The organism is Nonomuraea monospora (assembly GCF_039531895.1).
Lineage (GTDB): Bacteria > Actinomycetota > Actinomycetes > Streptosporangiales > Streptosporangiaceae > Nonomuraea > Nonomuraea monospora.
In genome coordinates this window covers 1-22,713 of sequence record NZ_BAAAQX010000010.1, presented here as the reverse complement: position 1 = coordinate 22,713, position 22,713 = coordinate 1, and the positions used below count along the sequence as shown (strand labels likewise).

Below are 22,713 nucleotides of genomic sequence, written 5' to 3'. Positions count from 1 at the left end.
CTCACTCCAATCAGCGGTTGTCGCCTGAGCCGAGCGCGGCCTTCAGGCGCCCGGCATGTGCGGCGAGCTCGCGCGTGCGGCCTCGCAGTCCCTCCGTGGCGGCCGCGTCCGGTCTTGAGGAGGCCGACTCCAGGTCGGCCTGGAGCCGGCGTCTGCGGCTGTCCAGGCGGGTGGCGATCTCGCCTTCGAGGCGGCGGCGCAGATCGATCACGTGCTTGCTGAGCTGCGCGGTCATCTCGCGCCTGATCAGCTCGAGCCTCTCCTTGGCGAACAGGCGGGCCTCGCGCTGCGTGCGTACGCGCGTCAGCTCGTTGTATCGGTGCCGCAACATCGCCGAGCTCACCACGAGCGCGGCCGCGGGCCCGAGCGGCCCCAAGACGGACGACAGCAGCGTGCTGCTCGCCATGAACACTCCCAGGACGGGCCAGCCGGCGGACAGGAGGTCGCCGAAGCCGTCCTCGCCCGGTGGCTGCGGCTCATCGGCCGTCACCTGCGGAAGCCTGCGCAGCCGCCCCGGCATCGGCAGGTCGTCGATGTCGATCTGGGCGTCCTCGCGGAGCAGGATCTCGGCCACGACCTCCTCGGCGCTCGTCCTGACGAAGGTGTTGAGATCGGCCCATCGTCCGTCCACGGCGTCGCCGAGCTCCCGGGGCATGGTCTCCAGCAGCTCCGGTGCGGCCTGCACGATGATCCGCTCACAGCGGCCCGACAGCTCCTGCAGGTGCCGGGCGATCTCGCTCTGCAGGTCCACGCCGATCTTTTGGAAGCCTGCCGCCAGGTCCTGGCGCCAGCGGGCGGAGAGTCTGGTGAGCTCCTCGTAGCGCCGCCTCTCCGCCCCGAGACCGCCCGACGGGTCACCGGCGGCCGCGGCCAGCCGGGCCGACAGCGTGTGGTCGATCCGATCCAGCACGGTCAGGATCAGCCGCATCAGGTTGACCGCCCGTAGCCGCTCGGCCCGGCCGATCACGTCGTCGGCCAGCAGGCGTTCGAGCCGGTCGAAGCCGCTCTCGCGGTGGAGCTGCTCGGCGATGTCCGCCTCGCCCTCGGCCATGGCCAGGTCGGCCTCGGCCTTGAGCCTGCTCGACACCGGTACGACAGGGGCGCCGGCGAAGCGGGGCGCGTGCAGGCGCAGCAGCTCCCGGTTGGCCTCGGCCACGCTCGCCCACCCGGGATGGACGTCCGTCTTGGTGAGCACGACGGCGACGTACTCGACCCGCTCCGTGGCGCGGGCGAGGAATCGCAGCTCGGCTGCCGTCAGAGGCGCGGACGCGTCCACGACCAGCAGCAACGCGTCCGCCGTGGCCAGCGCGGCAAGGGTGATCTCCGTGTGGCCCGCCTCCAGACCGGCCACCCCGGGGGTGTCCACCAGATCCAGACCGCGGCTGAGCAAGCCGGCGTCCAGGCCGACGGTGACGGAGCGTACACCCTTGGCATTGCCCGGGTTCCCGTCGGCCGAGGCGTAGGCGGGGATCCCGGCCACCCCGATGTCCAGCGGCTCGGACCTGTCCACCAGGTGAGCCCAGGCGCCCTCCTCAGGGGCGTGGCGGACCGTGATGTGCACTGCGGTGGCGATGTCCGCCTCCACCGGTAGCAGGCCGGGCCGCCCGACCAGCGCGTTGATCAGTGAGCTCTTGCCTCGCTTGGTCTCGCCCACGACCACCACCGTGGTGGCCGGTGGGCCGTCGGCGTCCCGCTCGGCACACAGCCGCTTGGCGGCCTCCGGCAACCCGGCCTGGTCGGACAGGGCCGCGACAGACGTCGTCAGCTCCCTGAGGCGAGCGATCGGATCGTTCATGACCGGTTCTCCTCGTTCGTACGTGTGTGGTCGAAGACGGTGACCTCGGCCTCGCGGAGCACTTCTGGCCCGCTCTCGTAGCCGGGCCGCACCACGGCGGCGACCAGGCCGTGACGGCCGGGATCGTCGGTGGGCTCGCGGTCGACCGCCCGATGGCGGAGCGTGGAGAACGGCTCGCCGCAGGCCGCGATCGCGTGGACGCCGACGTCGGCCAGTGCCCGATGCACCTGAGCGCGCAGAGCCTCGCTGGTGAGCTGGTCGGCCAGCTCGATGCAGGCCAGGACGAGCCGGTCATTCCTGGCGTGGGACGCGGTGTGCGGCGCCAGGACCGTGGCCCAGCGATGCTGCCTGAGCAGCCCGCCCAGGCACAGCCCTGCCGCGAAGGCCGTCACGGCGAGCAGGACCCACACCCAGGTGATCAGGAACGACACGGGATCGCCTCCTCGGCCTGGCCGTGCGCGTCGGCCTGGGCGTACAGATGCAGGTAGGAGAGCTTCACGGTCCTGGCCACCCGCGCGGCGGCCCGGCTGATCCCCGGCCGGTTCTCGGCGGCCTGCCAGCGGCTCGCTCCCGCGCGGGCCGTATCGCGCATCGACTGCGCGCCACCACCGGCGGGGAGGCCCAGCCGTGCGGCGGGATCGGTCCCGGTCATCACTCGCAGTGCGTCCTCTTCCAGCTCCGCCGGCAGGCGGGCCGTGCCGGTAGCGATGAGGCGCATCGCGTCCATCTCCTCGAGCTGGTGCATGTCCGGGGCGAGGCGGATGCGCTCCAGCTCTCCCCGCAGCCCGGTGAGGTCTCCGTAGGCCAGCGACTCCAGCGCCCTGATGGCGGTGACCGCCTTCATGGGATCGGCTCTGCGGGTCAGCGACCGTCCGATGAACGTGTCCACCTCCCGGACCCCGGAGAGCTCGTGGAGCGCGCGGACGAGCTGGGCCGCCGATCCGGTGCCCGAGTCGATCTGCCCGAGTGCCTGTCGGAGCCCGTACAAACCGAGAAGGGACAGGAGGTGCCGGCGCCGCGCCGCCGGAACGGGCGCCGCGTCCTCGCGGACGAACAGATCCGCGCTGAGCAGCAGCCGTCGCCGGGTTCCCGCGGTGAGCGCTGCCAGGGCGCGCAGGTCGTCCGCGTCGCGTTCGGTGAGCAGTCCCGCCCCGGCGGCCTCGCCGAGCAGCCCGACGACCGGCAGCACGTCGGCCACCAGCATGCGGAAGCGGTGAGCGTACTTGGTGGCGATCCTCCTGGCATCCGGCCACGGGTCAGGAACGTGTCCTGCCAGTGTGTCCACCCGGCTGAGCACGCCGAGTGCGTTGAGCGCGGACATCCCGGCGAGCGCGTCCCGGAAGTCCTCGAGCCGCAGCATGTCGTCGCTGCGCGGCTGCTGGAACAGGTAGATGAGCGCGTCCGCCTGGCTGATCGCCCTGGTGGAGGCGCCGTCCAGGGCGAGCAACCGATGGGTGCGCGCGCTCAGTCCGGCGTCGGACGACTCCAGTCCCGGCGTGTCGACGATCGTCACGCTTCGCAGCCGCTCGTGCGAGAGGTAGACCGTCATGTGGGAGATGCGCGGGTGCTCAAGGCCGATCTCCTCGGCCACGGGCAGTCGCCCGCTGCGCAGCGGCAACACGATCGCCGGCCCCTCGTAGGGCTGGACGTCGACGTGCTCGTGATGGTGGTAGCGATACCAGGTCACGACCTTCGTACAGGTCCCGACCGCAGTGGGCGCCACCCGCCGCCCCAGCAACGCGTTCACCAGCGTCGATTTGCCGGCCTTCTCCCGACCGCCGATCGCCACACGCAGCGGCTCGCACAATCGGTCGCGTACGCCGGTCACCGTCGCGCGCTGGTCCGGCTGCGTGAGCGAGCCGAGCAGCCGGTCGCACAGCCCCAGCAGCCGCTGGGAGAGCGGCCCGAGGTCGTCATCTCGATGGAGGTTCACGGGACCAGCGTCCGATAACAGCGCCCGAAATCGATACAGGGAAATCCCTATTCCTTGAAATGCCGGGTAGTACGCATTGATACGTATAAAAGCTGGCTTTAGATCATGAATGCGCTCATGCTTGAGCCGTGTTGTACGGGCGGGAATCCGAGACGGGCGCCATAGTGGACGCCCTTGATCGTGCTCAGCGCGGCCATGGCGCGGCACTATTGATCCACGGCGAGCCTGGGCTAGGGAAAACGGCATTGCTGCGGTATGCCCGCGACCAAGCGGCGGACATGCGCATACTCGTCGCCGACTGCTCCCCCACTGAGGCGGCCGTCCCCTTCGGAGCCCTGTCCCTATTGATCCGCCCCCTGAGAAACGATATTGAGGATTTGCCGGACTTGGAACGAAATGCCTTGATTGATGCTTTGTCGTTACGGCTGACGACAGACAAGAACCACTATCCGATTTATGCCGCTTTCCTGGCATTGTTGTCGGCCGCACGCCGGCCCCTGCTCGTGTGCGTGGACAACGCTCAATGGCTCGACCGCTCCTCGGCCGAGGCGCTGATGTTCGCTGCCCGGCGTCTGCGGGCTGAAGGCGTCGCGATGCTGGTGGCCGGGCGGCCACAGGACGATCCCGGGAACACCCGGGAGATCGGCCTGGCCGTCCTGCGGCTGCGTCCGCTCGGCCGGGACGCCTCGCTTCGGGTGATCGCCGCCGCGGCGCGGGACCGGGAGACACACGCCGCCGTGGCCGTCGAGATCGCCCGCCAGGCAGCCGGCCACCCAGACGCCCTGGCCGAGATCGTCCGCGGTCTCGACGACGGCCAGCTCGCCGGGCGCGGCCCGCTACCGGACCCGCTGCCGTCGGCCGCCTCGGCCGGCCGGCTCTTCGGCCCGCGCGTCACCTCGCTCGACGCGGCGGCCCGCCGGGCGATGCTGGTCGCGGCGGTTCACGGTGAGGGTGAGCTCGGCCCCGTGCTCTCGGCGCTTCGGCTGGCACGCGTCCCGGACTCGGCGCTCGAAGCGCTGGAGAACGCGGATCTGGTCTCCCTCAGCGGACACAGGATCACCTTCAGCCATCCCCTGGTACGGTCCGCCGCCATCGACCTCGCCCGGCCCCGCGAGCTCCGCGAGGCGCACCGCGTGCTCGCCGACGCCCTTCAAGAGCCGCGCCTGGCCGAACGCCGGGCCTGGCACCTGGCCGAAGCCTGCCTTGCGGCCGACGAGCAGGTGTCCAACATGCTGGAGGAAACCGCGGAGATCGCCCGGCGGCGGGGCGGGCACGCGGCCGCCGCCCAGCAGCTGGACCGCGCGGCGGAGCTGAGCCCGGACTCGGGACACCGGTCCAGGCGCTGGCATCTGGCCGCCGACCACGCCAGGCGCGCGGGCCGCCCAGGGTATGCCGCGCTGCTCCTGGACAAGGCGCGGGCCAATGGTCCCCAGGAGCCGACGACCTACGCCGACCGCACGCGAGGGCGCTTCCACCTGTTCACCGGCGGCGATCCTGACCAGGCCGCCGCCCTCCTGCGCGCCGCCGCGGACTCCCTCGCCGCGCACAAGTCCCCGGCCGCGGCCCCGGCCTACGCCGACGCGGCCATGGCCGCCTTCCTGGCGGGAGACCCCGTACGCGCCAGCGATCACGCCTTCGCCGCCATGACGCCGGAACTGGCCGCCCCCGCGGGGATCAGCATGGTCAGCGGCCTGATCGTCGGAATGGCGTGCCTGCAGACCGGGCACGTGGTGGACGGCCTGCGCATGCTCCGCGAGGCCGTCGCGGCCGTCCACGAACGCGGCGTCTCCACCGAGGACCTGGAATACGCCGTGTTCCTGGCCCTCGCCCACGTATGGGTGGGCGACCTGCCCGCTGCCCGGACTCTCACCACCACGCTGGTCGACGAGCTGCGCACCCGGGCAGCGTTCGGGACCTTGCCCCTGGCCCTGTACGGTTCCGCGTACGCCCACCTCGCATCCGGCCGTTTCACCACGGCCCGCGACCAGGCGAGCGAGGCGGTCGAGCTGGCCGGCCGCACAGGCAACCCGCTGTGGTCGTACTTCGCGCTGAGCTGCCTGTCCCTCGTGGAGGCACATCAGGGTGACGAACGAGGCTGCCGTGAGCACGCCGCGGCGGCCTCGGCGCTGCGGGACTCATCCGACCTGCGGTTCCCGCGTGACTCACACAACGCCCTCGGGTTGCAGGAGCTCAGCCTCGCCAGGCCGAAGGCGGCTCTGGCGCATCTGGAGGCCGCCCACCGCAATCCCCGGCCGGGCAGCGCGTTCGTCTTCCACGGCCCGTCCGGCTCCGATCTGGTCGAGGCCTACGTGCGCGCGCTCGGCGCCGTCCCCGGCGAGCTGGCCGAGCAGGTGATCCACCAGTCGGGACACCTCGATCCCGGTGGCGACGCGGCGCTGGCCTGGCGGTGCAGGGGCCTCATGGCCGACGACGAGATGTTCACCGAGTTCTTCGAGCACGCGCTCGCGCTGCACAGTGACGCCGGCTCCCGCTACGACAGGGCGCGAACGGAGTTCTGCTTCGGGGAACGGCTCCGCCGCACCGGCCGGCGCCGTGATGCGCGCCGGCACCTGCGTCAGGCCTACGAGGCGTTCCTGGCGCTGGGCTCCCCGGTGTGGGCGCGGCGCAGCGCCGACGAACTACGGGCGACCGGCGAGCAGGTGCGACCCGTCCTGGACGGCGGTCAAGAAGGGCTGACGCCTCAGGAACACCGGGTAGCAGTGATCGTCGCCGCGGGTGCCACCAACAACGAGGCCGCCGAGACGCTGTTCCTCAGCCCCAAGACCATCGAGGCTCATCTCTGCCGGATCTACCGCAAGCTGGGCATCCGCTCGCGTGCGCAGCTTGCCGCCCGGTTCCGGCCCGGCTCGTAGAGAGAACTGTGGCTCACCTAGGACTGGAGGAAGGCATGGGACGTCTGGCGCTGTTGGCCGGAGCCGAGACCGAGGGCCTCACAGGCGTGGGGACCGACGTGGCGGCGATGGCGGACCTGCTCGGCCGCAGGGGATTCGAGATCCGCCGGTGCGAGGGCGAAGCGGCCACGAGAGAGGGGATCATCGAGGCGTACGAGGGGCTGATCCGCGACGTGCGCGAGGGGGACGCCGTCGTCTTCTACTTCAGCGGCCACGGCGTGCACGCCGCCACGGCCGAGACCGGTCTGCCCGATGTCCAGTTCATCGTCCCTTGGGGCTACGGGACAGCCGGCGACGGGTTCGGCGGCATCACCGACGTCGAACTGTCGGTGCTGCAGGCCCGGCTGACCTCCGTCACGCCCAACGTCACCGCCATCATCGACTCCTGCCATGCCGCCCGCATGTCCAGGGACCCGCGGCTGCGGCCCAGGGCGCTGGCCCATCCGGTACCTGCCGAGGTCGTCGCCGAGCACCTGCGCCGGCTGAGCGCCGAGGGGTGGGACCTGGGGCAACGGCACGCCGAGGCCAATCCGTTCGCCGTGCGCCTGGCCGCGTGCCGCCGCTGGCAGACGGCCTTCGAGTACACCAACGCCCAGGGCGTCACCACGGGTGTCTTCACCGAATCCCTGTGCCTCGCCCTGCGGGAGGCGGAGGAGGCCGAGGCGATCGGCACGAGGGCGAGCTGGAAGACCATCATGAGACGGGTCGAGGAGCGCGTGCTCGCCCTGGCTCCCGGCCAGCGCGCGCACGTCGAGGGCAACCCGTGGCGGCTGCCCTTCGACCTCGCGGAGGAGACGCACGAAGACCTGCTCGACGCCGAGCGACTGCCGGACGGCCGGATTCGGCTCCTCGGGGGGCACCTTCTCGGCGTGGAGCCGGGTGACGGCTATGCGCTCATCACGGACCAGGACTCCGTGCTCACCGACGTGACCGTGAGCACAGTGTCCGGAGCTACCTCCGTCGCCGCCGTGACCTCCGGCTCGCCGCCCCCCGCCCTGCCGCAGCGCATGCGGGCCCGTCTGGTCCGCCGCGAGCTGCCCCGGTACGCCGTCAGTGTGCACGGGCAGGGTCCCGTGGCGGACGACATGCGTGCGGCGCTCGACGCCGCGCCGCACGTCCGCCTCGCCACGGCCGGGACAGCGGCGGTCCTGTGCACGGTCGAGGTCTCGCAGGAGCCGGGCGAGATCCGGCTGCGGGACGAGGTCGGCGAGCTGGTCCGGCCCAGACCCGCCTCCCCCGAGGGCGTCGCCGCCACAGTCGGCAACGTGTCCAAGCTGGCGCGCAGCGCGACTCTGCGCACCCTGCCCGGCGGAACGGGTGACGCCGAGCTGATGGTCCCGTACACAGTGGAATGGGGCCGGGTGAGCGACGGTGCGCCGGAGCGGCTGCCCGACGGCGGCGCCGTCTGTTACACCGGCGAGCCGATCTACGTCCTGCTCCGCAACGACGGCGACCGGCCCCTGTACTTCTGGCTCTTCGACCTGGGCATCACCGGTGGTGTCACGCACATCACGAATGGCGATCCGTACGGGCTGCTGCTCGCCGGCGGCAGCGAGTACACCGTCGGGCACCTGCCCGACGCGGGGCTGGCCGGTCTGCCGCTGTCCTGGGCAGAGGGCGTGCCGGCGGACGCGCCCCGGCCGGAGTCGCTGCTCGTCGTCGTGGCCGACCGGGAGCAGGACCTCGCCGCCGTGGAGCAGGCGGCTGCCCGTGGCGCGAAGGGCCAGGCCGCCGTACGCGCGAGTCTGAGGCCCGCCTCGTCGGTGCTCGAGAGCATGCTGCATCGGACCATGGCCGGCATGAGCAGGGAACTGCCCGCCGAGCAGCACGCCCGCCCGGTTCGCTACGCGGTCGAGCATCTCGATTTCCTTCTCCACCCCGCTCCGGCTGTCTCCCGTGAGACCGCCTCGTTCCTCATCGACCAACGGCCCGACCGCTCGCTGCGCATCCCGCACAAGGGGCGGGCACGCGGCGGCCCCGTCCCGGTCGCGCTACGGCTCGGCGAGCTCGTCGTGCATCGCAACCGGGCGCTACGTGGCGGGGACGTGCGGATCGACGCGCTGGTGCTCACCGGGGCCGATGGCGAGCTGCCCGCGTACCGCGCGGAGACCGTCCGATTCTCCGGCATACGCGACGGTGACCGGCTCCCACTCGACGACCTCCTCCTCTACCACGGGCCTGCCGTCGACTACCTCGACCTGGCGCTCTGGGTGTCCCGCGACCGGCAGGACAGCCTCCACCTCAGCGACATGCTGAGTGAGCGCCTGGGATCGATGGACTTCAAGCAGGCGGTCGTCGACGTGGCGGGCCTGGCGATGGCCGCACCGCAGATCCTGGCGGCGGTGACCGCGCTCGGCGCCACCGCCACCATCGTCAACATCGCCTATCAATTGCTGTCGGCAGCGGTCGGCGACAGCATCGGCCTCTATCGCACGTCGCTGTTGCAGGCGGAGGGTTTCTGCCTGGGCCACCACCCGTCCACCGGCCTCATGCGGGCCCAGGACTTCTCCTTCAGGTACGAGGTGCTCAAGGTGTGATCGCTGCATGGCGGCCGGATTTCTTGCCGGGGCAATACGCAAGAAAACGCATTTTCCGGCAGCAATTGCCGTCGCATTATGGCGGCGAAAGGGGGAAACACATGAACAATTCCGACGAAGAGCGTTTCGCTGAATGTCTGACGGCGTACGCGGCCCGCGACTACGGAGGCTGCGCCGCAGCCGCCAGACGCGACGACCCACGATGGGAGCCGCCGAGCCACCTCGTCTTCGGGCAACTGATGCCGATCTGCGTCTACCGCCTGGGCCAAGGAGCCGACCTCGATCAGCGGCGGCTCCCGATCCTGTACTCCCTTCCCGACCCCTGGGAGAGGAAGCTGCTGCAGCTCACGTTCGGCATGGCCGATCTGGAGACGGTCTGGCGGTCCGCGACGGACGACGAGCGGCGTTGCCAGGCGCTCTACTACGCCGGTGCCAGGCTTCTCACGGTCGGCGACTTCGCCACGGCCAGGGAACGCCTGCTCGATTGCCTGAGCCAGGGCGTGGACTGCGCTGAGGCACGACTCGCCGAGATCGACCTGGCCGAGCTCGACCTCGACGATCGGCCGGAACTGGCGGGGCAACAAGCTGACGTCCTCCTCGCCCGCGCGGAGGCATCGATCGCCGAGGGCCGGTTCGACGCGGCGATCGGCCAGGCCAGGAAGGCGTCCCGGCTCGCGGGCGAGGACGTCGTCCGCCGCACGCGAGGGCTGCGCCTTCAACTGCATGCGCTCGCCGCGGCCGACCGGCTCGCCGAAGCGATGGAGCTGATGCCCACAGCGCTCGGAACCGGATCCGCGCACTTACAGGAGGACGATCCTGAACTGGCGCAGCTTCTGATCATCGACGCCCATCTCCACGACAAGATCGGCGACCTCGACGAGGCGAACCGGCTCTACCAGGCGGCGGCCGACAGCCTGGACCGGTCACCGGGGCATCGAGCGGAAAGGGCCGCCGCCCTGCACGGGCTGGCCAGGATCGCGTCGCGGCAACGTCGTCAGGAACAGGCAGAGCTCCTGTTCCAGCAGGTTTTCGACGGCGTCGAGGACCTTGACGACGACGCCGGGCTCGGTGCCGCCGCGCTCGTCGACCTGGCGGGCGTCCGCGGCGCACGAGGCGATCACGAAGCCGAGGAGCGGTTGCATCTGCAGGCTCTCGACCGGCAGCGCGAACGATACGGGGAGGACCATCACCTGTTCGCCCAGACTCTGAGCGCCCTCGGGCGCCTGCGCCTGGCGCAGGGCCGTTTCGCCGAGGCCGAGCGGCTCCTCACCCGCGCCGCCGACATCCAGGCACGCGTGCTGGACCGCCTCCACCCGGACATGCTCACCACGTTCGCGGTGCTGCTTGAGCTGTACGAGGCGACCAATCAGCACAAGGCCATCGAAGACCTGCCGAACCGCATCCTGACCAGCGGGGAGACGTCATGGGAAGACGACCTCCCCATCCCACACCCGCTGCCCGAGCTGACGCCGACGTTCCAGCTCCTGGAATCGTTCCTGCCGGAGACGGCGAAGCGCCCCAAGGCCGTCGGCGGCGCGCCCGGCCAGTGGTCGCCCGACGATCAGTGGCTGTTCGGCACCATCGCCGCCGAGTTCGCCGAAGGCGACTACGGCGCGTGCGTACGGGACGCGATCCAGCTCAACGCACGGGAGGCGACACACGAGACCCTGCAACTGTTCCTGATGTGCCAGACGCTGGACACCGCCCCCGGCGACACGGCGGCGCCGATCTCCCAGCCCATCTTCACGGAGCTGCCCGCGCAGATCGCCGACCCGTGGTACTCGGCGCTCGTTGCCCAGACACTTGGCCGGACCGGCCCTGACGAGGTCGCGCGACTGGCCGACGACGACGAGAAGTCCTGCCAGCTGCTCTTCTACACCGCGCAGCGGCGGATGAGCGAGGGGCACGTCCAGGAGGCGCTGCACGGTCTGCTCGACTGTGCGCGTGCCGGCGTGCCGTGCTTCGAGACGTGGATGGCGGCCCGGCTGCTGCGGGCCGCGCCGCGCGCGTCCGACCGTGCCCTGGCCGCCCAGGTGCGAGAGCTCAACCGGACGACGGTGCGCCTGCTCGTCGGGGCGTCCTTCGCGGCGGCACTGAGCCCAGCGCAGGCCGCCTGGCGCCTGGCGGACGGCTTGGAGGTCAACTCGCCTGAGCGGACCTCCAGCCACTACCACCTGGCCGTGGCCGTTTACAGAACAGGCGACCGCGACCGCGCCGGAGCGCTGCTGCGCGACCTGGTGACGCAGGCGAGACAGGCGCCAGGTCGTGACCACGTCGCCGTGGCCAGGGCACTCGGCGTTCTGGGCGTGATCCACACCGACCTCGCCCGGTACCCGCAGGCGATCTCCGCTCTGCGTGACGCGCTCGCGGAGATCCAGCTCGCCGAACGGCCGGACGACGCTGTGCGCGCGCAGATACTGGCCGATCTCGCCGAGGTCCATCGGGAGATGAGGGACCTTCCGACCGCGATCCGGCTCGGTCAGGAGGCGGTGGAGACCCAGCGGGCGGCTCTGGGAGGACGGCATCCCGACCATGCCCGCACGCTGGGCAATCTCGGCCTCCTGTATGAGGAGACCGGCGACTCTCAGCGCGCCGAGGCGTTGCTCACCGAGTCGGGCGAGATTCTCAGGAACGAGTTGCCGTCCCACCATCCCGACATCACGGCCAACGCCCGGGCTCTCGCCGCGGTGTACGCGCGCCAAGGCCGGCTCGACGAGGCGGAGCGGGTGCTGCGGCAGGTGTCGCACGGTGATGAGAGCGCCACCCACGAGGACGCGCTGTGCCTCGCCGGCTTGGGCAACGTGGCCGCCCTTCGCGGCGATCTCGGCGAGGCGCGCCGCGCCTTCGAGCAGAGCCGATCGATCCTCGAACGGGTCGCCGGCCCTCTGCATCCGGACTCTGTCACCGTCACGCTCTGCCTGGCGATCCTGACCGCGTGGGCAGACGACCCGCGTGGCGCCCTCGACCTGGTTCAGCAGTCCGAGCAGGGAACCTCTCGCCTGCTGCTCGACGTGTTCATGATCGCCGCCGAGCGGCAGCGGCTGCAACTGCTGGAGAACGTGCACGCGCGCCTGTCCGTCCTGCTGTCTCTGGTCGGTGCCGCGGGAATGCCGGACCAGGCGGTCGCGGACGCCTTCGACCTGGTCCTGCGCCGCAAGGGCATCGACGGCGAGGTGCAACGCGCCTGGCGTGCGGGCAGCGACGACAAGGGCAGACCGGAGCTGCGGCCGAAGATCGAGCAGTTACGCTCGTTGCAGGCGAAGATCGCCGGCGGGACGCTGAGCGGGCCCGGCCCCGAGGGCCGCGAGGCTCACAGCGCGGTTCTCACCGGCTGGCGTGAGGAAAAGGAACGGCTGGAGGCCGAGCTGGTCGGCGCCGTGCCTCAGCTGCGCCTGGAGCAGCGGCTGTCGAGCTTGAGCGGGCAGCAGGTCATGGCGCTGCTTCCGCAGGACTCGGCGCTGGTGGAGTTCGTCCGCTTCCAAGTGCTGCCGGACACCCCGCCCGAGACGGGCGCGTCCCGGCTTCCGAACCGGCACCGCTACTGGGCGTTCGTGCTGCGGCCGCACGCGGGTATCAGGCTGGTCGATCTCGGCGACGCCGACGAGATCGACCGCCTGGTCGCGACCTATCGGCAGGCGATCCTCACGATCGACGGTGCCCGCGATGCTCCGCCTCCCCCTCGGTCCGGCGATGCTCGTGACCTCCGGCCTCTCGTGGCGGCGCCGGCACGGCAGAGCGAGCTCGACGCGGGTCTGAGCCTGCGATCCGCCGTCTTCGACCCGTTGCGCACGGCACTCGGCGACGACCGGTCCCTGTTCCTCTGCCCGGACGGCGATCTGTCCCGGCTTCCCTGGGAGGTGCTCCCCCTCGGCCCGGACCGGCGCCTCACCGACGAGTACGCGATCAGCTACCTCGGCACGGCACACGACCTGGTCCGGCTCTCGGCGTCCGTGGCACAGGAGCCCACGGCGCCGCTGGTCGTCGCGGACCCGGACTTCTGGTGGCAGTCCACCGCCGACCCACCCCAGGAACAGGCGGCGGACCGGGGGTCACCGGCCGCTCACGACCTACGGCGGCTGAACGTGCAGTTCGCGGCGCTGCCGGGCGCGGCGGCGGAAGGTGAGGAGGTCGCGAAGCTGCTGGGTGTCAAGGCCGTCACAGGCAGGGACGCCAACGAGGGGACCGTCAGGTCGTGCCGGCGCCCGGCGATCCTGCACCTCGCCACGCACGGCTTCTCCCTGCCCGGCCCTGAAGGTCAGGACAGGCCGGAGCCGTCGTTGACGAGCGGCTTCGCGGAGCTGCCGGAAGGGTTCGGCCGGTTGTCGAACGCGAGCGCGAGCCCGTTCCTGCGCTCTGGGCTCGCGCTGGCCGGAGCCAACACCTGGCTGGCGGGCGGTGTGCTGCCGGCCGAGGCGGAGGACGGCATCCTCACGGCGGAGGAAGTGTCTGGGATGGATCTGGACGGCACCAGGCTGGTCGTCCTGTCCGCCTGCAAGACCGCCCTGGGCGCGCAACATCCCGTCGAAGGGGTGCTGGGCCTGCGCCGCGCGTTCACCCTCGCCGGTGCGCGCACGGTGGTGACGAGCCTGTGGCAGGTGCCCGACGCGGAGACCCGGCAATTGATGGAGATGTTCTACGAGCGGCTGATGGCGGGGCTGAGCCCGGCGGACGCGCTTCGTGCGGCGCAGTCGAGGCTGCGCGACAGCCATCCTGAGCCGTTCTTCTGGGGCGCGTTCGTCTGCCACGGCGATCCGGGCACCCCGAGAGGACCCTCATGACGTCCGGCGGGGACTACGAGGTGCTGAGAGCGCGCGCCGATGACGCGCTGGCCGGGGCAGACGCCGCCGAAGCCGTACAGGCGACGGCTGAAGCCCTGGCCTGGTGCCGGGAGCGCCTGCCTGCCGGTGATGCCGAGCTCGTGCCGGCCCTGGTGCGTCATGCCCGGGCCCTGTCGATGACGAGCCAGACAGGCTCCGCGACCAAGTTCGGGTACGAGTTGCTCTTCGACGAGGCGCTCGCCATCCTCCACTCGGGTCAGGGAGGGCATGACGAGGCGGTGGCCGCGGTCCTGTGGACGTACGCCCAGTGCCTGCGCCATCTCCGTCCTGCCAAGTGCGTGACGACTCTCGAGGAGCGGCTCGGCCTCCTGCGGGCGCTGCGCGGGCCGTCCCATCCCGACGTGGCGGCGGCCGAGTGCGAGCTCGCGGGAGAGCTGCGCCAGCAGCGACGACACCAGGAGGCGTCCGCCCACTACAGGCGATCGCTACGCATCTGGTCGCTGCATCCGCCTGATAGGTGGGGATTGATGGCCGCGGAGGGGGTGGGTTACCTGGCCGAGCTGGCCGGTGATCTCGGCACGGCCGCCGACGCCTATGCCCAGGCCGTGCTGACCGCCCGGGCGCTGGGGGACGATCAGGTCGGGACCTACCTGGTGGCCTGCGCGAGAGTGGCGGCCGGACGCGGCGAAGACGCCCTGCCGCAGTTCGAGAAGGCACTGGCGGAGCAGCGCGCGGCGCTGGGAGACGCCCATCCCGACGTGGCGGCCACCATGATGTCCATCAGCCTGGCCACGAGCGGCGAGCGTGCTCTGCGCGCCACGCGCGATGCCCTGTGCACCGTCGGCGCGTGGCTTGAGTCGGGCGGGGCCACGACGCTGAACGACCAGCAGCGCCGCGATTTCATCAAGACCTTCGGCCGGTACGCCGAACGCTACCTGTCATGGTGGACGGCGAGCCGGTCAACTCCGGCAGAGGCCCTGATGGCAGAGGCCCTGGAGGTGGCGACCTGGCGGCGCCGGCTGCCTCACCTGCTGTGGTCCCCCTGGCGGCTACCCGGCATGCACCATCCCTGCGAGACCGAGCTCAACGCCGTGATGGCGCGGATCGCTCACCGCCTGCAGGAGCGGTACCAGGCCGCGGGCAGGCGGCCGGGCGCGGCGACGGCCGGGCCGGCCTGGATGGGGCACGTCACCGAACTGCCTGCCCTGGAAGGCAGGCAGGCCGAGCTGGAGACCCTCCTCCGGCGGGAGTGCCGGCCCGGCGTGCTGGCCCGGCCCCTGGCGTCCACCGCCGTGGCCGCCGCTCGCCGGGCGTTGGCCGCCGACGAGCGGCTGGTGGACATCATGGGCGTCGAAGGACGGTACGTAGCGTTCGTGGCGGGACCGCTGGACGGGCAGACCGCCGTCATCGACCTGGGCCCTGCGGCGCGGATCGACCAGGAGGCGCTGCGCGCCAGAGTCACGCTCGAAGGACCGGACCGGGCAACGGCCTTTCGCGATCTCAAGCCCGTTCTGGCCGCGCCCGCCGGTGACCTCCGAGCCCTGGCTCAGCTCTTGGTGGCGCCTCTGCTGCCCGCCCTGACGGGGTGCCGGCGCATCCGGGTGGTTCTGGACGGGCCGTTGCTGCACGTGCCCATCGGCGTTCTGCCGGTGGACCCCGCTGGAAGCCCGCTGCTGACCATGTTCGCCCTCGACTACCTGGTCACAGCCGACGATCTGGCCACGGACGGCGGTCCCCGTGCGGAGCCGGGGCCGGAGCTGGTCATGGCCGCCCCCGACTACGATCTCGGCAGTGTGGAGCCCGGGCAGACGGGTTTCCTCTTCGGGCCGCTCGACGGCACCGCCGGAGAGGCCGACGGCATCGCCTGCCTCCTCGGGCCACGGGCGGTCGTTCTGCGGGGTGACGAGGCGTTGAAGGGCCGGCTGCGCGAAACCCGGTCTCCTCGGCTGCTGCACTTGGCGACGCACGGCTATGTGCTGTCCGGCATGAGCGAGGCGGCGGCCCGTGAGACGGATCGCCGCCTGCGTGGCACCACGAGCGAGCTGACAGGGCGCTTCGTCAACCTCCGCCGCCACCCCAGCCTGCGTAGCGGCCTCGCGCTCGCCGGCGCCAACATGTGGCTGGCACACGGCGTTCCCGGCTCTGGGGCGGAAACGGGGATCTTCACCGTGGCGGACGTCAGCGCTCTGGACCTGTCAGGCACCGCGCTGGTGGTCCTGTCCGCGTGCGACACCGGTGTCGGGGACCTCGACGCGGTCGACGGTCACATCAGCCTCCGGGCAGCGTTCCTGCGATCCGGGGCCGGAGCGGTGGTGGCGAGCCTGTGGAAGGTGCCGGATCTGCCCACCCGCGACCTCATGATCCGCTTCTACGAGTTGCTGAGCCGGGGGCATCAGCCGGCTGACGCCCTGCGCACCGCTCAGCTGGAACGTCACGCGGCCGGAGAGCCGGTGGTGAACTGGGGCGCGTTCGTGTGTTACCTCGGCACCCAGCGACATGAAGGCCATCGAATGTGAGCTCAGAACTGGGGGGAATCATGACAAGGGCTGCGAAAATCGCTGCCATCCAGGCGCAACGCGCCACAAGTGCGGCAGCAGCGGAAGAAATGGAGCGGCGGCTCGCTTCACTGGCCGAAGGGCTCTCCCGCCTGGAGGACATCAGGGCCGACATGGTCACGCGGGTCGAGGACGAGGCGAGGGACCAGCTGAGCGCACTCGCGGAGCCGCTGAAGGATCTCATGCTCGGCGTGCGCAGGGAACGGGCCGAACTCGAGCGCGTCCTGGCCAGGCTTCGCCGGACCACCCTGAACATCGGTGTCGTGGGGCGCGCAGGCCAGGGCAAGAGCAGGCTGCTGCAGAGCCTCACCGGCCTGACGACCAGAGAAATCCCCGACGGCAGCGGCGGGTTCTGCACGGGCGTGCCGAGCGTCGTCAGGCACGCGCCAGGGGCCAGCACGTACGCGGACGTGTTCTTCCACACCGAGCAGTCCTTCCTGCACGAGGTCGTGGCGCCCTACTTCGAACGCCTCCGCCTCGGCCGCTCCCCGGCGTCGCTGGAGGACTTCGCCGGCCCGCTCCCACCGCTCGACAGGGACGGACAGGAGGACATGGCGCGCAAGGAGAGCGCCTACACCCATCTGTCGTCTTTCCGCACCACGCTGACCGAATACCGGCGATGGCTGGGGACGTCCTCCCCGCATCGCATCACCGCGGACCAGATCCGCGAGTTCGTCGCCCAGGACGACCCGGATGGAAACCGTCGCTACCACGCCTTCCGCGCGGTGCGCCGTGTCCACATCACCACCGCCTTTCCCCACGACGACCTCGGCGGCATCGGCACGATCGACCTGCCGGGGCTCGGCGACACCAACCTCGGTGACTCCCGGCTGCTGTTGAGCGCGCTCAGCGACGACGTGGACGTGGTGCTGTTCGTCCGGCGGCCCTCCCCCGAGCGGGACGCCATCCAGGACACCGACATCGACCTGTATGACCTGGCACAGAGCGCGCTGCCGGACATCCCCATGGAGAAACGCTCGTTTTTGCTGCTCAACCATCGGCGCAGCGTCGATCAGGACAACCTGAACAACGCCAGGTTGTTCCGCGACCAGATCCCCGGCTCGGCGATCAAGGTGGCCGGCACCGACATCGTGGACTGCTCCGACGCCGAGGCCGTCGCCGCGGCGTTCGAGCCCGTGGTCGACTACCTGCTCACGCATGTCGGCGAGCTCGACCGCATGCTGCTGCGGGCGCGCAGGCGGACCATGGCGGAACTGCGCCGCCAGATCACCCTTCTGATCAGCCAGGCGCGCCGGCTCGACGCGCTCGCCCAGCCGGCGAGCATGTGGTTCCCCGCCTTCCAGTCCCTGTTCAAGCAGGCGCACACCAGCCTGTCAGCCGAGCTCGACCAGTTGGTCGACCGGCTGAGGGAGGAACGAGGGCTGCGCGACACGGCCTTCAGCCAGAGCGTGCGAGCCGTGCTCGCGCTGGCCCGCAGTGACGACGGCATTCCCGCGCCGGAGGACATCAGGACCCGGTTCGCCGTCGAGGGCACCCGGCAGGCCGCCTACAGTCACCTGCTCGACGAGACGCGCGCTCATCTGTCCAGGCACTTTCTCGGCCTGCACGACGGGTTGCGCGAATGCGTCGAGCAGATGCACGAGGACGTGGCGGCCCTGCTCGCGCGTGCGGGCGGCCTCGCACCGCTGAGCGGCGAGCAAGGCAGGCAGTTCCTGCTGGACGTGGCGGAGCGGATCCCGCCGGCCCTGCGGCAGGGCCGGCAGAGCGAGATCCAGTACGCGCTCACCATGCTCACCGAGTTCGAGCTGAACTATCGCGGCTTCGTCCAGCACCGCATCCGGCCGTGCCTGGACGGCTTGCACGGCGACTCACCGGCCATGGCGTTGCCATCGGACGGCACCCTGGTCGACGAGAAGACCATGCGGGAGATGCTGCGGATCTCCTACGAGGAGGCACTGGATCGCTGCGACACGGCCCTCGACGGGCTGACCACGGAGCCGAACGGAGCGGTCTTCTCCATCGTCGAGGAGTTCCGCGACCGCGTTCTGCGCGCGGAGGGCAGCACGGACGAATGGCGCGCCTTCTACCAGGACATCAGGGCAGAGCTGTGGAGCGGCGCATTCTCCGCCCTGGCCGAACAAGCCGGCCATCTGAGGGTGTGGGACGAGGCCGTACAGGCGCTGGCCTCGCTCCTCGACCAGGATCACGAGGAGGAGGAGAAGTGAGCGAAAAGCCAGCCAGGCGGCAACGCCTCAGCAGCGCCCCTTGGCGCAAGATCACCGGCCGCATCGGCGAGGACGCGATCATCGACGTCACCATGCTGGGCTCGATCGGGGTGGGCAAGACCACGTTGCTGGCCTCGATGTACGAACGGTTCGGGCAGGTGATCGGCGCCACGGACCTTCAGGTGACGCCCACTGACCGTAAGACCTCGGTGAGCCTGCAGGGCTACATCGAGGACCTCCGGCGCATCGCGGATGGCCTGCGGGTGCAGGGCGGTATCCAGGGCACCGGTGAGCTGCGGGACTACGCCTTCGACGTCGGCCGCAAGGGTCGCTCCCCTCTCTTCAAACTACGATTCACCGACTATCCCGGAAAATATCTACTTAATCCGGACAATCTAGATGACGAAAAGCTCCAGCGTGCACTCGAACGCGCTCACGTCATCCTTGTGGCGATCGACGCCGCCGCGCTCATCGAACGCAACGGCCGTTATCACAACCTCATCAACATTCCCCAGATCGTCACCGACGAGATCAAGCGCATGCTGCAGGTGAGAATGGATCGGCTGATCATTCTTGCCCCGCTCAAATGTGAAACCTATGTGGAGAAACCGCCCGGCGCACAGGAGCTCAAGGCCAAAATAGTCGACGAATATCGGACGCTGCTCAACTACATCAGCTCCGGAGAGCTCCGCGAGCGTGTGGGGTGCGTGATCACCCCCGTGCAAACGGTCGGCTCGGTGGTGTTCCACCGGCTGGAAGAGGACCCGCAACACCTCAACCCCGTCTTCGAATTCCGGGTGAAGGCCGTCGGCGCACGGTACGCGCCACTCCACACCGACCAGCTCCTGCGGTACGCGCTGCGGTTCGTGGTGAACAAGTATCGCGACAGCGACCATCGCGGCGTGATGCGGGCGTGGTGGGAACGTGCCATCGGGACGGACGCCGCCATGGTAGAGGCCGCACGGGAGTTCGCCACCGGCTGCAAGAGCGACGACGGCTTCGGCGTCCTGCAGAGCCATCCCTACCTGGACGGACGATGACATGGGCGCCCGCTGGTTGGTGCAGACGCGCGGTCCGGGCACCACGGAGGACTACCGATGGCTGCCCATCGGGCACAAGAATCTCAGGGCGCTGCGGCTCCTCGAGAAGGGGTGGCGGAAAGGCTCGTCGTTCCTCACCCTGCTCGACGACGAAAGACCCGGCCTGCTGCTGTACCGTTTCCGGAGCGAAGGGCTGCTCCTCCTGATCACCGGCCTCATCCCGGCCGGCCGCCCGGTCGACTCGCGCAAGCGCGCCATCCGGGTCAACGTGCTCGGCTGCACCCACGACAGCGCGGACCGGCTTGCCGCCGACTTCGCTGACAACACCGATGACGGCACCGATGCCATCCTCTCCGTCACCTGCGCGGCCCTGCGGGGCGACCTCTCCGACCGGCTGCCGGTGGTCTACGGGCCGGACGGCGGGTCCGGCTTCGCCTTGGAGCCTGAGGACTGGAACGACATGCTGGAGGACGTGAAGGGCGGGCACACGTCGTCCGAATCGCCTCCCACACGTAGACCCCGCGTCGACGACGACACGGAGACAGCGCGTGAGCAGGTGGCCGGCGAACTCGCGGCACTCCGCAGCCAGGGAACGCTGGACCGGCTGTCCGGCACGCTGCTGGTCCTGCGCACAGGGGTTCTCAGCCGACGCCAGTCCGAGGCTCTGGGAGCATGGCGGGTGCTGGTCGACATCCTGCCCGACGAGCAGGAGCCCCCGGAGCAGAACCTGTTCAGCCAGTTCAGGGACCTCAGGAACCGGCTCGGCATCCCTCTGTTCCTCGGGCTGGTCGCGTTGGCGGTGGTCGTCGCCGCGATCGTGGCGAACCTGCCGATGTGGGATGCGCCGCCGGGCAGCCCAGCCACCAGCCCGACCGCGAGCACGACCCGGAGCCCGCCCTCGACCACCGGCAGGTAGCTCAGCGGGCGTTGGCGAGGTCGTTGGCGGCCACGTAGCCGAAGGTCATGGCGGGGCCGATGGTCGAGCCCGAGCCCGCGTAGCTGTGGCCCATGACGGCTCCGCTGGCGTTGCCGGCGGCGTACAGGCCGGGGATGACCGAGCCGTCCGCGCGCAGCACCCGCGCGCGGGCGTCCGTGCGCATCCCGCCCTTCGTGCCGAGATCGCCCGGGACGATCCTGAACGCGTAGAACGGCGCCAGCCACAGCGGGGCCAGGCACGGGTTCGGCCTGACCAGCGGGTCGGCGTAGTAGCGGTCGTAGGCGCTGTCGCCGCGGTGGAAGTCGAGGTCCCTGCCGGTCACGGCGAACCCGTTGAACCGGTTGATCGTGCCGCGCAGCGCGGCCTGCGGCACGCCGATCTTGGCGGCGAGCTGCTCGACGGTCCAGGCCTTGTAGGCGGCGCCGCTGTCGAACCAGGCGTCGGGTAGCGGCAGGAGCGGGGCGACGTCCCGGAACAGGTACTTGTTGCGGTAGTTCTGGTCGACGATCAGCCAGGCGGGGATGTGCGGGGCGCCGGAGCCGTTGCGGTCGTACATGACGTGCACGACGTCGCTGTAGGGGGCGCCCTCGTTGACGAAGCGCACGCCGTTGCCGTTGACCAGGACGCAGCCGGGCAGGGTGCGTTCGGCCAGGCAGAAGTACGGCTCGTCGGGCAGCGGGATGGACGGGCCCCACCAGGCGTCGTCCATCAGGTCGAGCGCGGCGCCGGCCCGCTCGCCGGCCGCGATGCCGTCGCCGGTGTTCGCCTCGGCGCCCACGGTCCAGCTCGTGCCGATGGGCTGGCGCTGGAAGCGGGCGCGCATGGCCGCGTTGTGCTCGAACCCGCCGGAGCCGACGATCACACCCCGCCGCGCCCTGACGGGTCCGGACGGGGTGAGGACGCCGGTGACCCTGCCGCCCTCCACGATCAGGTCCAGCAGCGGGGTGTTCAGCAGCACCGGGACGCCGGCGGCCAGCAGCCCGGCGCGCAGGCCGGCCGCCAGCGACTGTCCCATGGTCAGCGGCTTCTCGCCGCGCAGCGCCGCCTCGGTGCCCCGCAGCAGGCACGCGGCGCTCACCTCCAGGCCCTTCGGGTTGACGGCGGCCAGCGTCAGCCACTTGTAGTCGGCGCTGTAGACGACCATGCCGGCGGGGGTGGGGATGTACGGGCCGTTCAGCCGGGTCAGCTCGGCGCCGAGGATGTTGCCGTCGAGCTGCGCGGGCTCGATGGAGCGGCCGTTCGGCATGCCGCCGGGAAGCTCCGGATAGTAGTCGGAGTAGCCGTCCATGAAACGGAAGCGCAGGGGGCTGTTGCGCATCACGAACGAGAGCATCGCGGGGCCCGCCGACAGGAACGCCTGCTGGCGCTCGACCGGCACGGTGCCGCCGACGACGCGGGCCAGGTAGGTGGCGGCCTTGGCGGGGGTGTCCTGAACGCCGGCGGCGAGGATGACCTCGTTGTTCGGGATCCAGATGCCGGCGCCGGAGCGGGCGGCCGAACCGCCGAACGTGGGTGCTTTCTCGATCACGACGGTGCTCAGGCCGCGCTTGGCCGCCGTCAGCGCCGCGGTCATCCCGGCGGCGCCGGCGCCGATCACCACCACGTCGTACTCGGCCGCGGCCCGGGCGGGGGCGGGGGCCAGCGCGGCGCCCGCCATCAGGGCGCCGCCGGTCACGGCGGCACCGCGTAACAACGCGCGGCGGCTCTGGCCGCGGGGGGTCAGAGCGTTCGTCGATCTCGTTGAGTCAGCCACGGGCCAAGCATGCGCTTGGTTGTTCAACGCGTCAATGGCCCGCCCCGTCGGCACCCGGCCGCAGCGCTGGTCCTGCAAGATCCGGTGCCCTCACGCCACTCGGCACGACGCGACCCGGCACGGCATGCACACGCAGCACCGCACAGGACACGCAGCGCGGGCGCGGCGTGGCGTGGCGCAGCGTGGCCCGGCCTGGCGTGGCACGGCGGGGCGGAGCGGGGCCGCAGGGTGGGGACGGCGCGGCGGACCGGGACGGGGCGGCGGCGGGGCGGGGCAGGGCGGTGGGG

11 protein-coding genes are annotated in these 22,713 nt (G+C 70.9%); 7 read left to right on the top strand and 4 right to left on the bottom strand.

The genetic code is table 11. The annotated features are described in order from the left end of the window. Positions 1 to 10: 10 nt before the first annotated feature. The 3 genes from ABD331_RS21065 to ABD331_RS21055 are packed head-to-tail and all read right to left on the bottom strand — an operon-like array spanning position 11 to position 3,728. Complete coding sequence (locus tag ABD331_RS21065; RefSeq protein WP_344477253.1) at positions 11 to 1,795, bottom strand: dynamin family protein; 1,785 nt, start codon at positions 1,793 to 1,795, stop codon at positions 11 to 13. Then, positions 1,792 to 2,226, bottom strand: a complete 435-nt coding sequence (locus tag ABD331_RS21060; RefSeq protein ID WP_344477251.1) for a nucleotide exchange factor GrpE — start codon at positions 2,224 to 2,226, stop codon at positions 1,792 to 1,794. Before ABD331_RS21060 ends, ABD331_RS21065 begins: the two co-directional genes overlap by 4 nt. Further along, positions 2,214 to 3,728, bottom strand: a complete 1,515-nt coding sequence (locus ABD331_RS21055; protein ID WP_344477249.1) for a dynamin family protein — start codon at positions 3,726 to 3,728, stop codon at positions 2,214 to 2,216. The genes ABD331_RS21060 and ABD331_RS21055 overlap by 13 nt, the downstream gene beginning before the upstream one ends. Positions 3,729 to 3,856: 128 nt before the next feature. On the opposite strand from ABD331_RS21055, the gene ABD331_RS21050 reads away from it, so the two are divergent. The 7 genes from ABD331_RS21050 to ABD331_RS21020 all read left to right on the top strand — a co-directional run bounded on the left by ABD331_RS21050 (position 3,857) and on the right by ABD331_RS21020 (position 20,652). Beyond that, positions 3,857 to 6,601 carry an AAA family ATPase gene (locus ABD331_RS21050; protein ID WP_344477247.1) on the top strand — a complete coding sequence of 915 codons (2,745 nt, stop codon included), beginning with the start codon at positions 3,857 to 3,859 and terminating at the stop codon, positions 6,599 to 6,601. Between the two features lie 35 nt (positions 6,602 to 6,636). Next, a complete protein-coding gene (locus ABD331_RS21045; RefSeq protein ID WP_344477245.1) occupies positions 6,637 to 9,177 on the top strand; it encodes a caspase family protein in 2,541 nt (846 codons plus the stop codon). 101 nt (positions 9,178 to 9,278) lie between these two features. After that, entirely contained in the window at positions 9,279 to 13,955 is a 4,677-nt protein-coding gene (locus ABD331_RS21040) for a CHAT domain-containing tetratricopeptide repeat protein (protein WP_344477244.1), read from the top strand. Next, complete coding sequence (locus tag ABD331_RS21035) at positions 13,952 to 16,471, top strand: CHAT domain-containing protein (RefSeq protein ID WP_344477243.1); 2,520 nt, start codon at positions 13,952 to 13,954, stop codon at positions 16,469 to 16,471. Before ABD331_RS21040 ends, ABD331_RS21035 begins: the two co-directional genes overlap by 4 nt. Positions 16,472 to 16,560: 89 nt before the next feature. After that, positions 16,561 to 18,696, top strand: a complete 2,136-nt coding sequence (locus ABD331_RS21030) for a hypothetical protein (protein WP_344477242.1) — start codon at positions 16,561 to 16,563, stop codon at positions 18,694 to 18,696. Further along, the gene (locus ABD331_RS21025; RefSeq protein ID WP_344477241.1) at positions 18,693 to 19,736 is read left to right on the top strand and encodes a TRAFAC clade GTPase domain-containing protein; all 1,044 of its coding nucleotides are present in this window, start codon (positions 18,693 to 18,695) and stop codon (positions 19,734 to 19,736) included. Before ABD331_RS21030 ends, ABD331_RS21025 begins: the two co-directional genes overlap by 4 nt. A 1-nt stretch (position 19,737) precedes the next feature. Continuing rightward, positions 19,738 to 20,652 (top strand): hypothetical protein, encoded by a 915-nt coding sequence (locus tag ABD331_RS21020; RefSeq protein ID WP_344477239.1) that lies wholly within the window; start codon positions 19,738 to 19,740, stop codon positions 20,650 to 20,652. Between the two features lies 1 nt (position 20,653). Here ABD331_RS21020 and kstD read toward each other — a convergent pair whose 3' ends face one another. Then, positions 20,654 to 22,426 carry a 3-oxosteroid 1-dehydrogenase gene (gene kstD / locus ABD331_RS21015; protein ID WP_344477238.1) on the bottom strand — a complete coding sequence of 591 codons (1,773 nt, stop codon included), beginning with the start codon at positions 22,424 to 22,426 and terminating at the stop codon, positions 20,654 to 20,656. Positions 22,427 to 22,713: the final 287 nt, after the last annotated feature.

What these genes read in the sequence shown, in the direction of transcription:
- ABD331_RS21065 (WP_344477253.1), bottom strand. Translation starts at nt 1,795, where the DNA reads ATGAACGATCCGATCGCTCGCCTCAGGGAGCTGACGACGTCTGTCGCG.
- ABD331_RS21045 (WP_344477245.1), top strand. Translation starts at nt 6,637, where the DNA reads ATGGGACGTCTGGCGCTGTTGGCCGGAGCCGAGACCGAGGGCCTCACA.
- ABD331_RS21040 (WP_344477244.1), top strand. Translation starts at nt 9,279, where the DNA reads ATGAACAATTCCGACGAAGAGCGTTTCGCTGAATGTCTGACGGCGTAC.
- ABD331_RS21035 (WP_344477243.1), top strand. Translation starts at nt 13,952, where the DNA reads ATGACGTCCGGCGGGGACTACGAGGTGCTGAGAGCGCGCGCCGATGAC.
- ABD331_RS21030 (WP_344477242.1), top strand. Translation starts at nt 16,561, where the DNA reads ATGGAGCGGCGGCTCGCTTCACTGGCCGAAGGGCTCTCCCGCCTGGAG.
- ABD331_RS21020 (WP_344477239.1), top strand. Translation starts at nt 19,738, where the DNA reads ATGGGCGCCCGCTGGTTGGTGCAGACGCGCGGTCCGGGCACCACGGAG.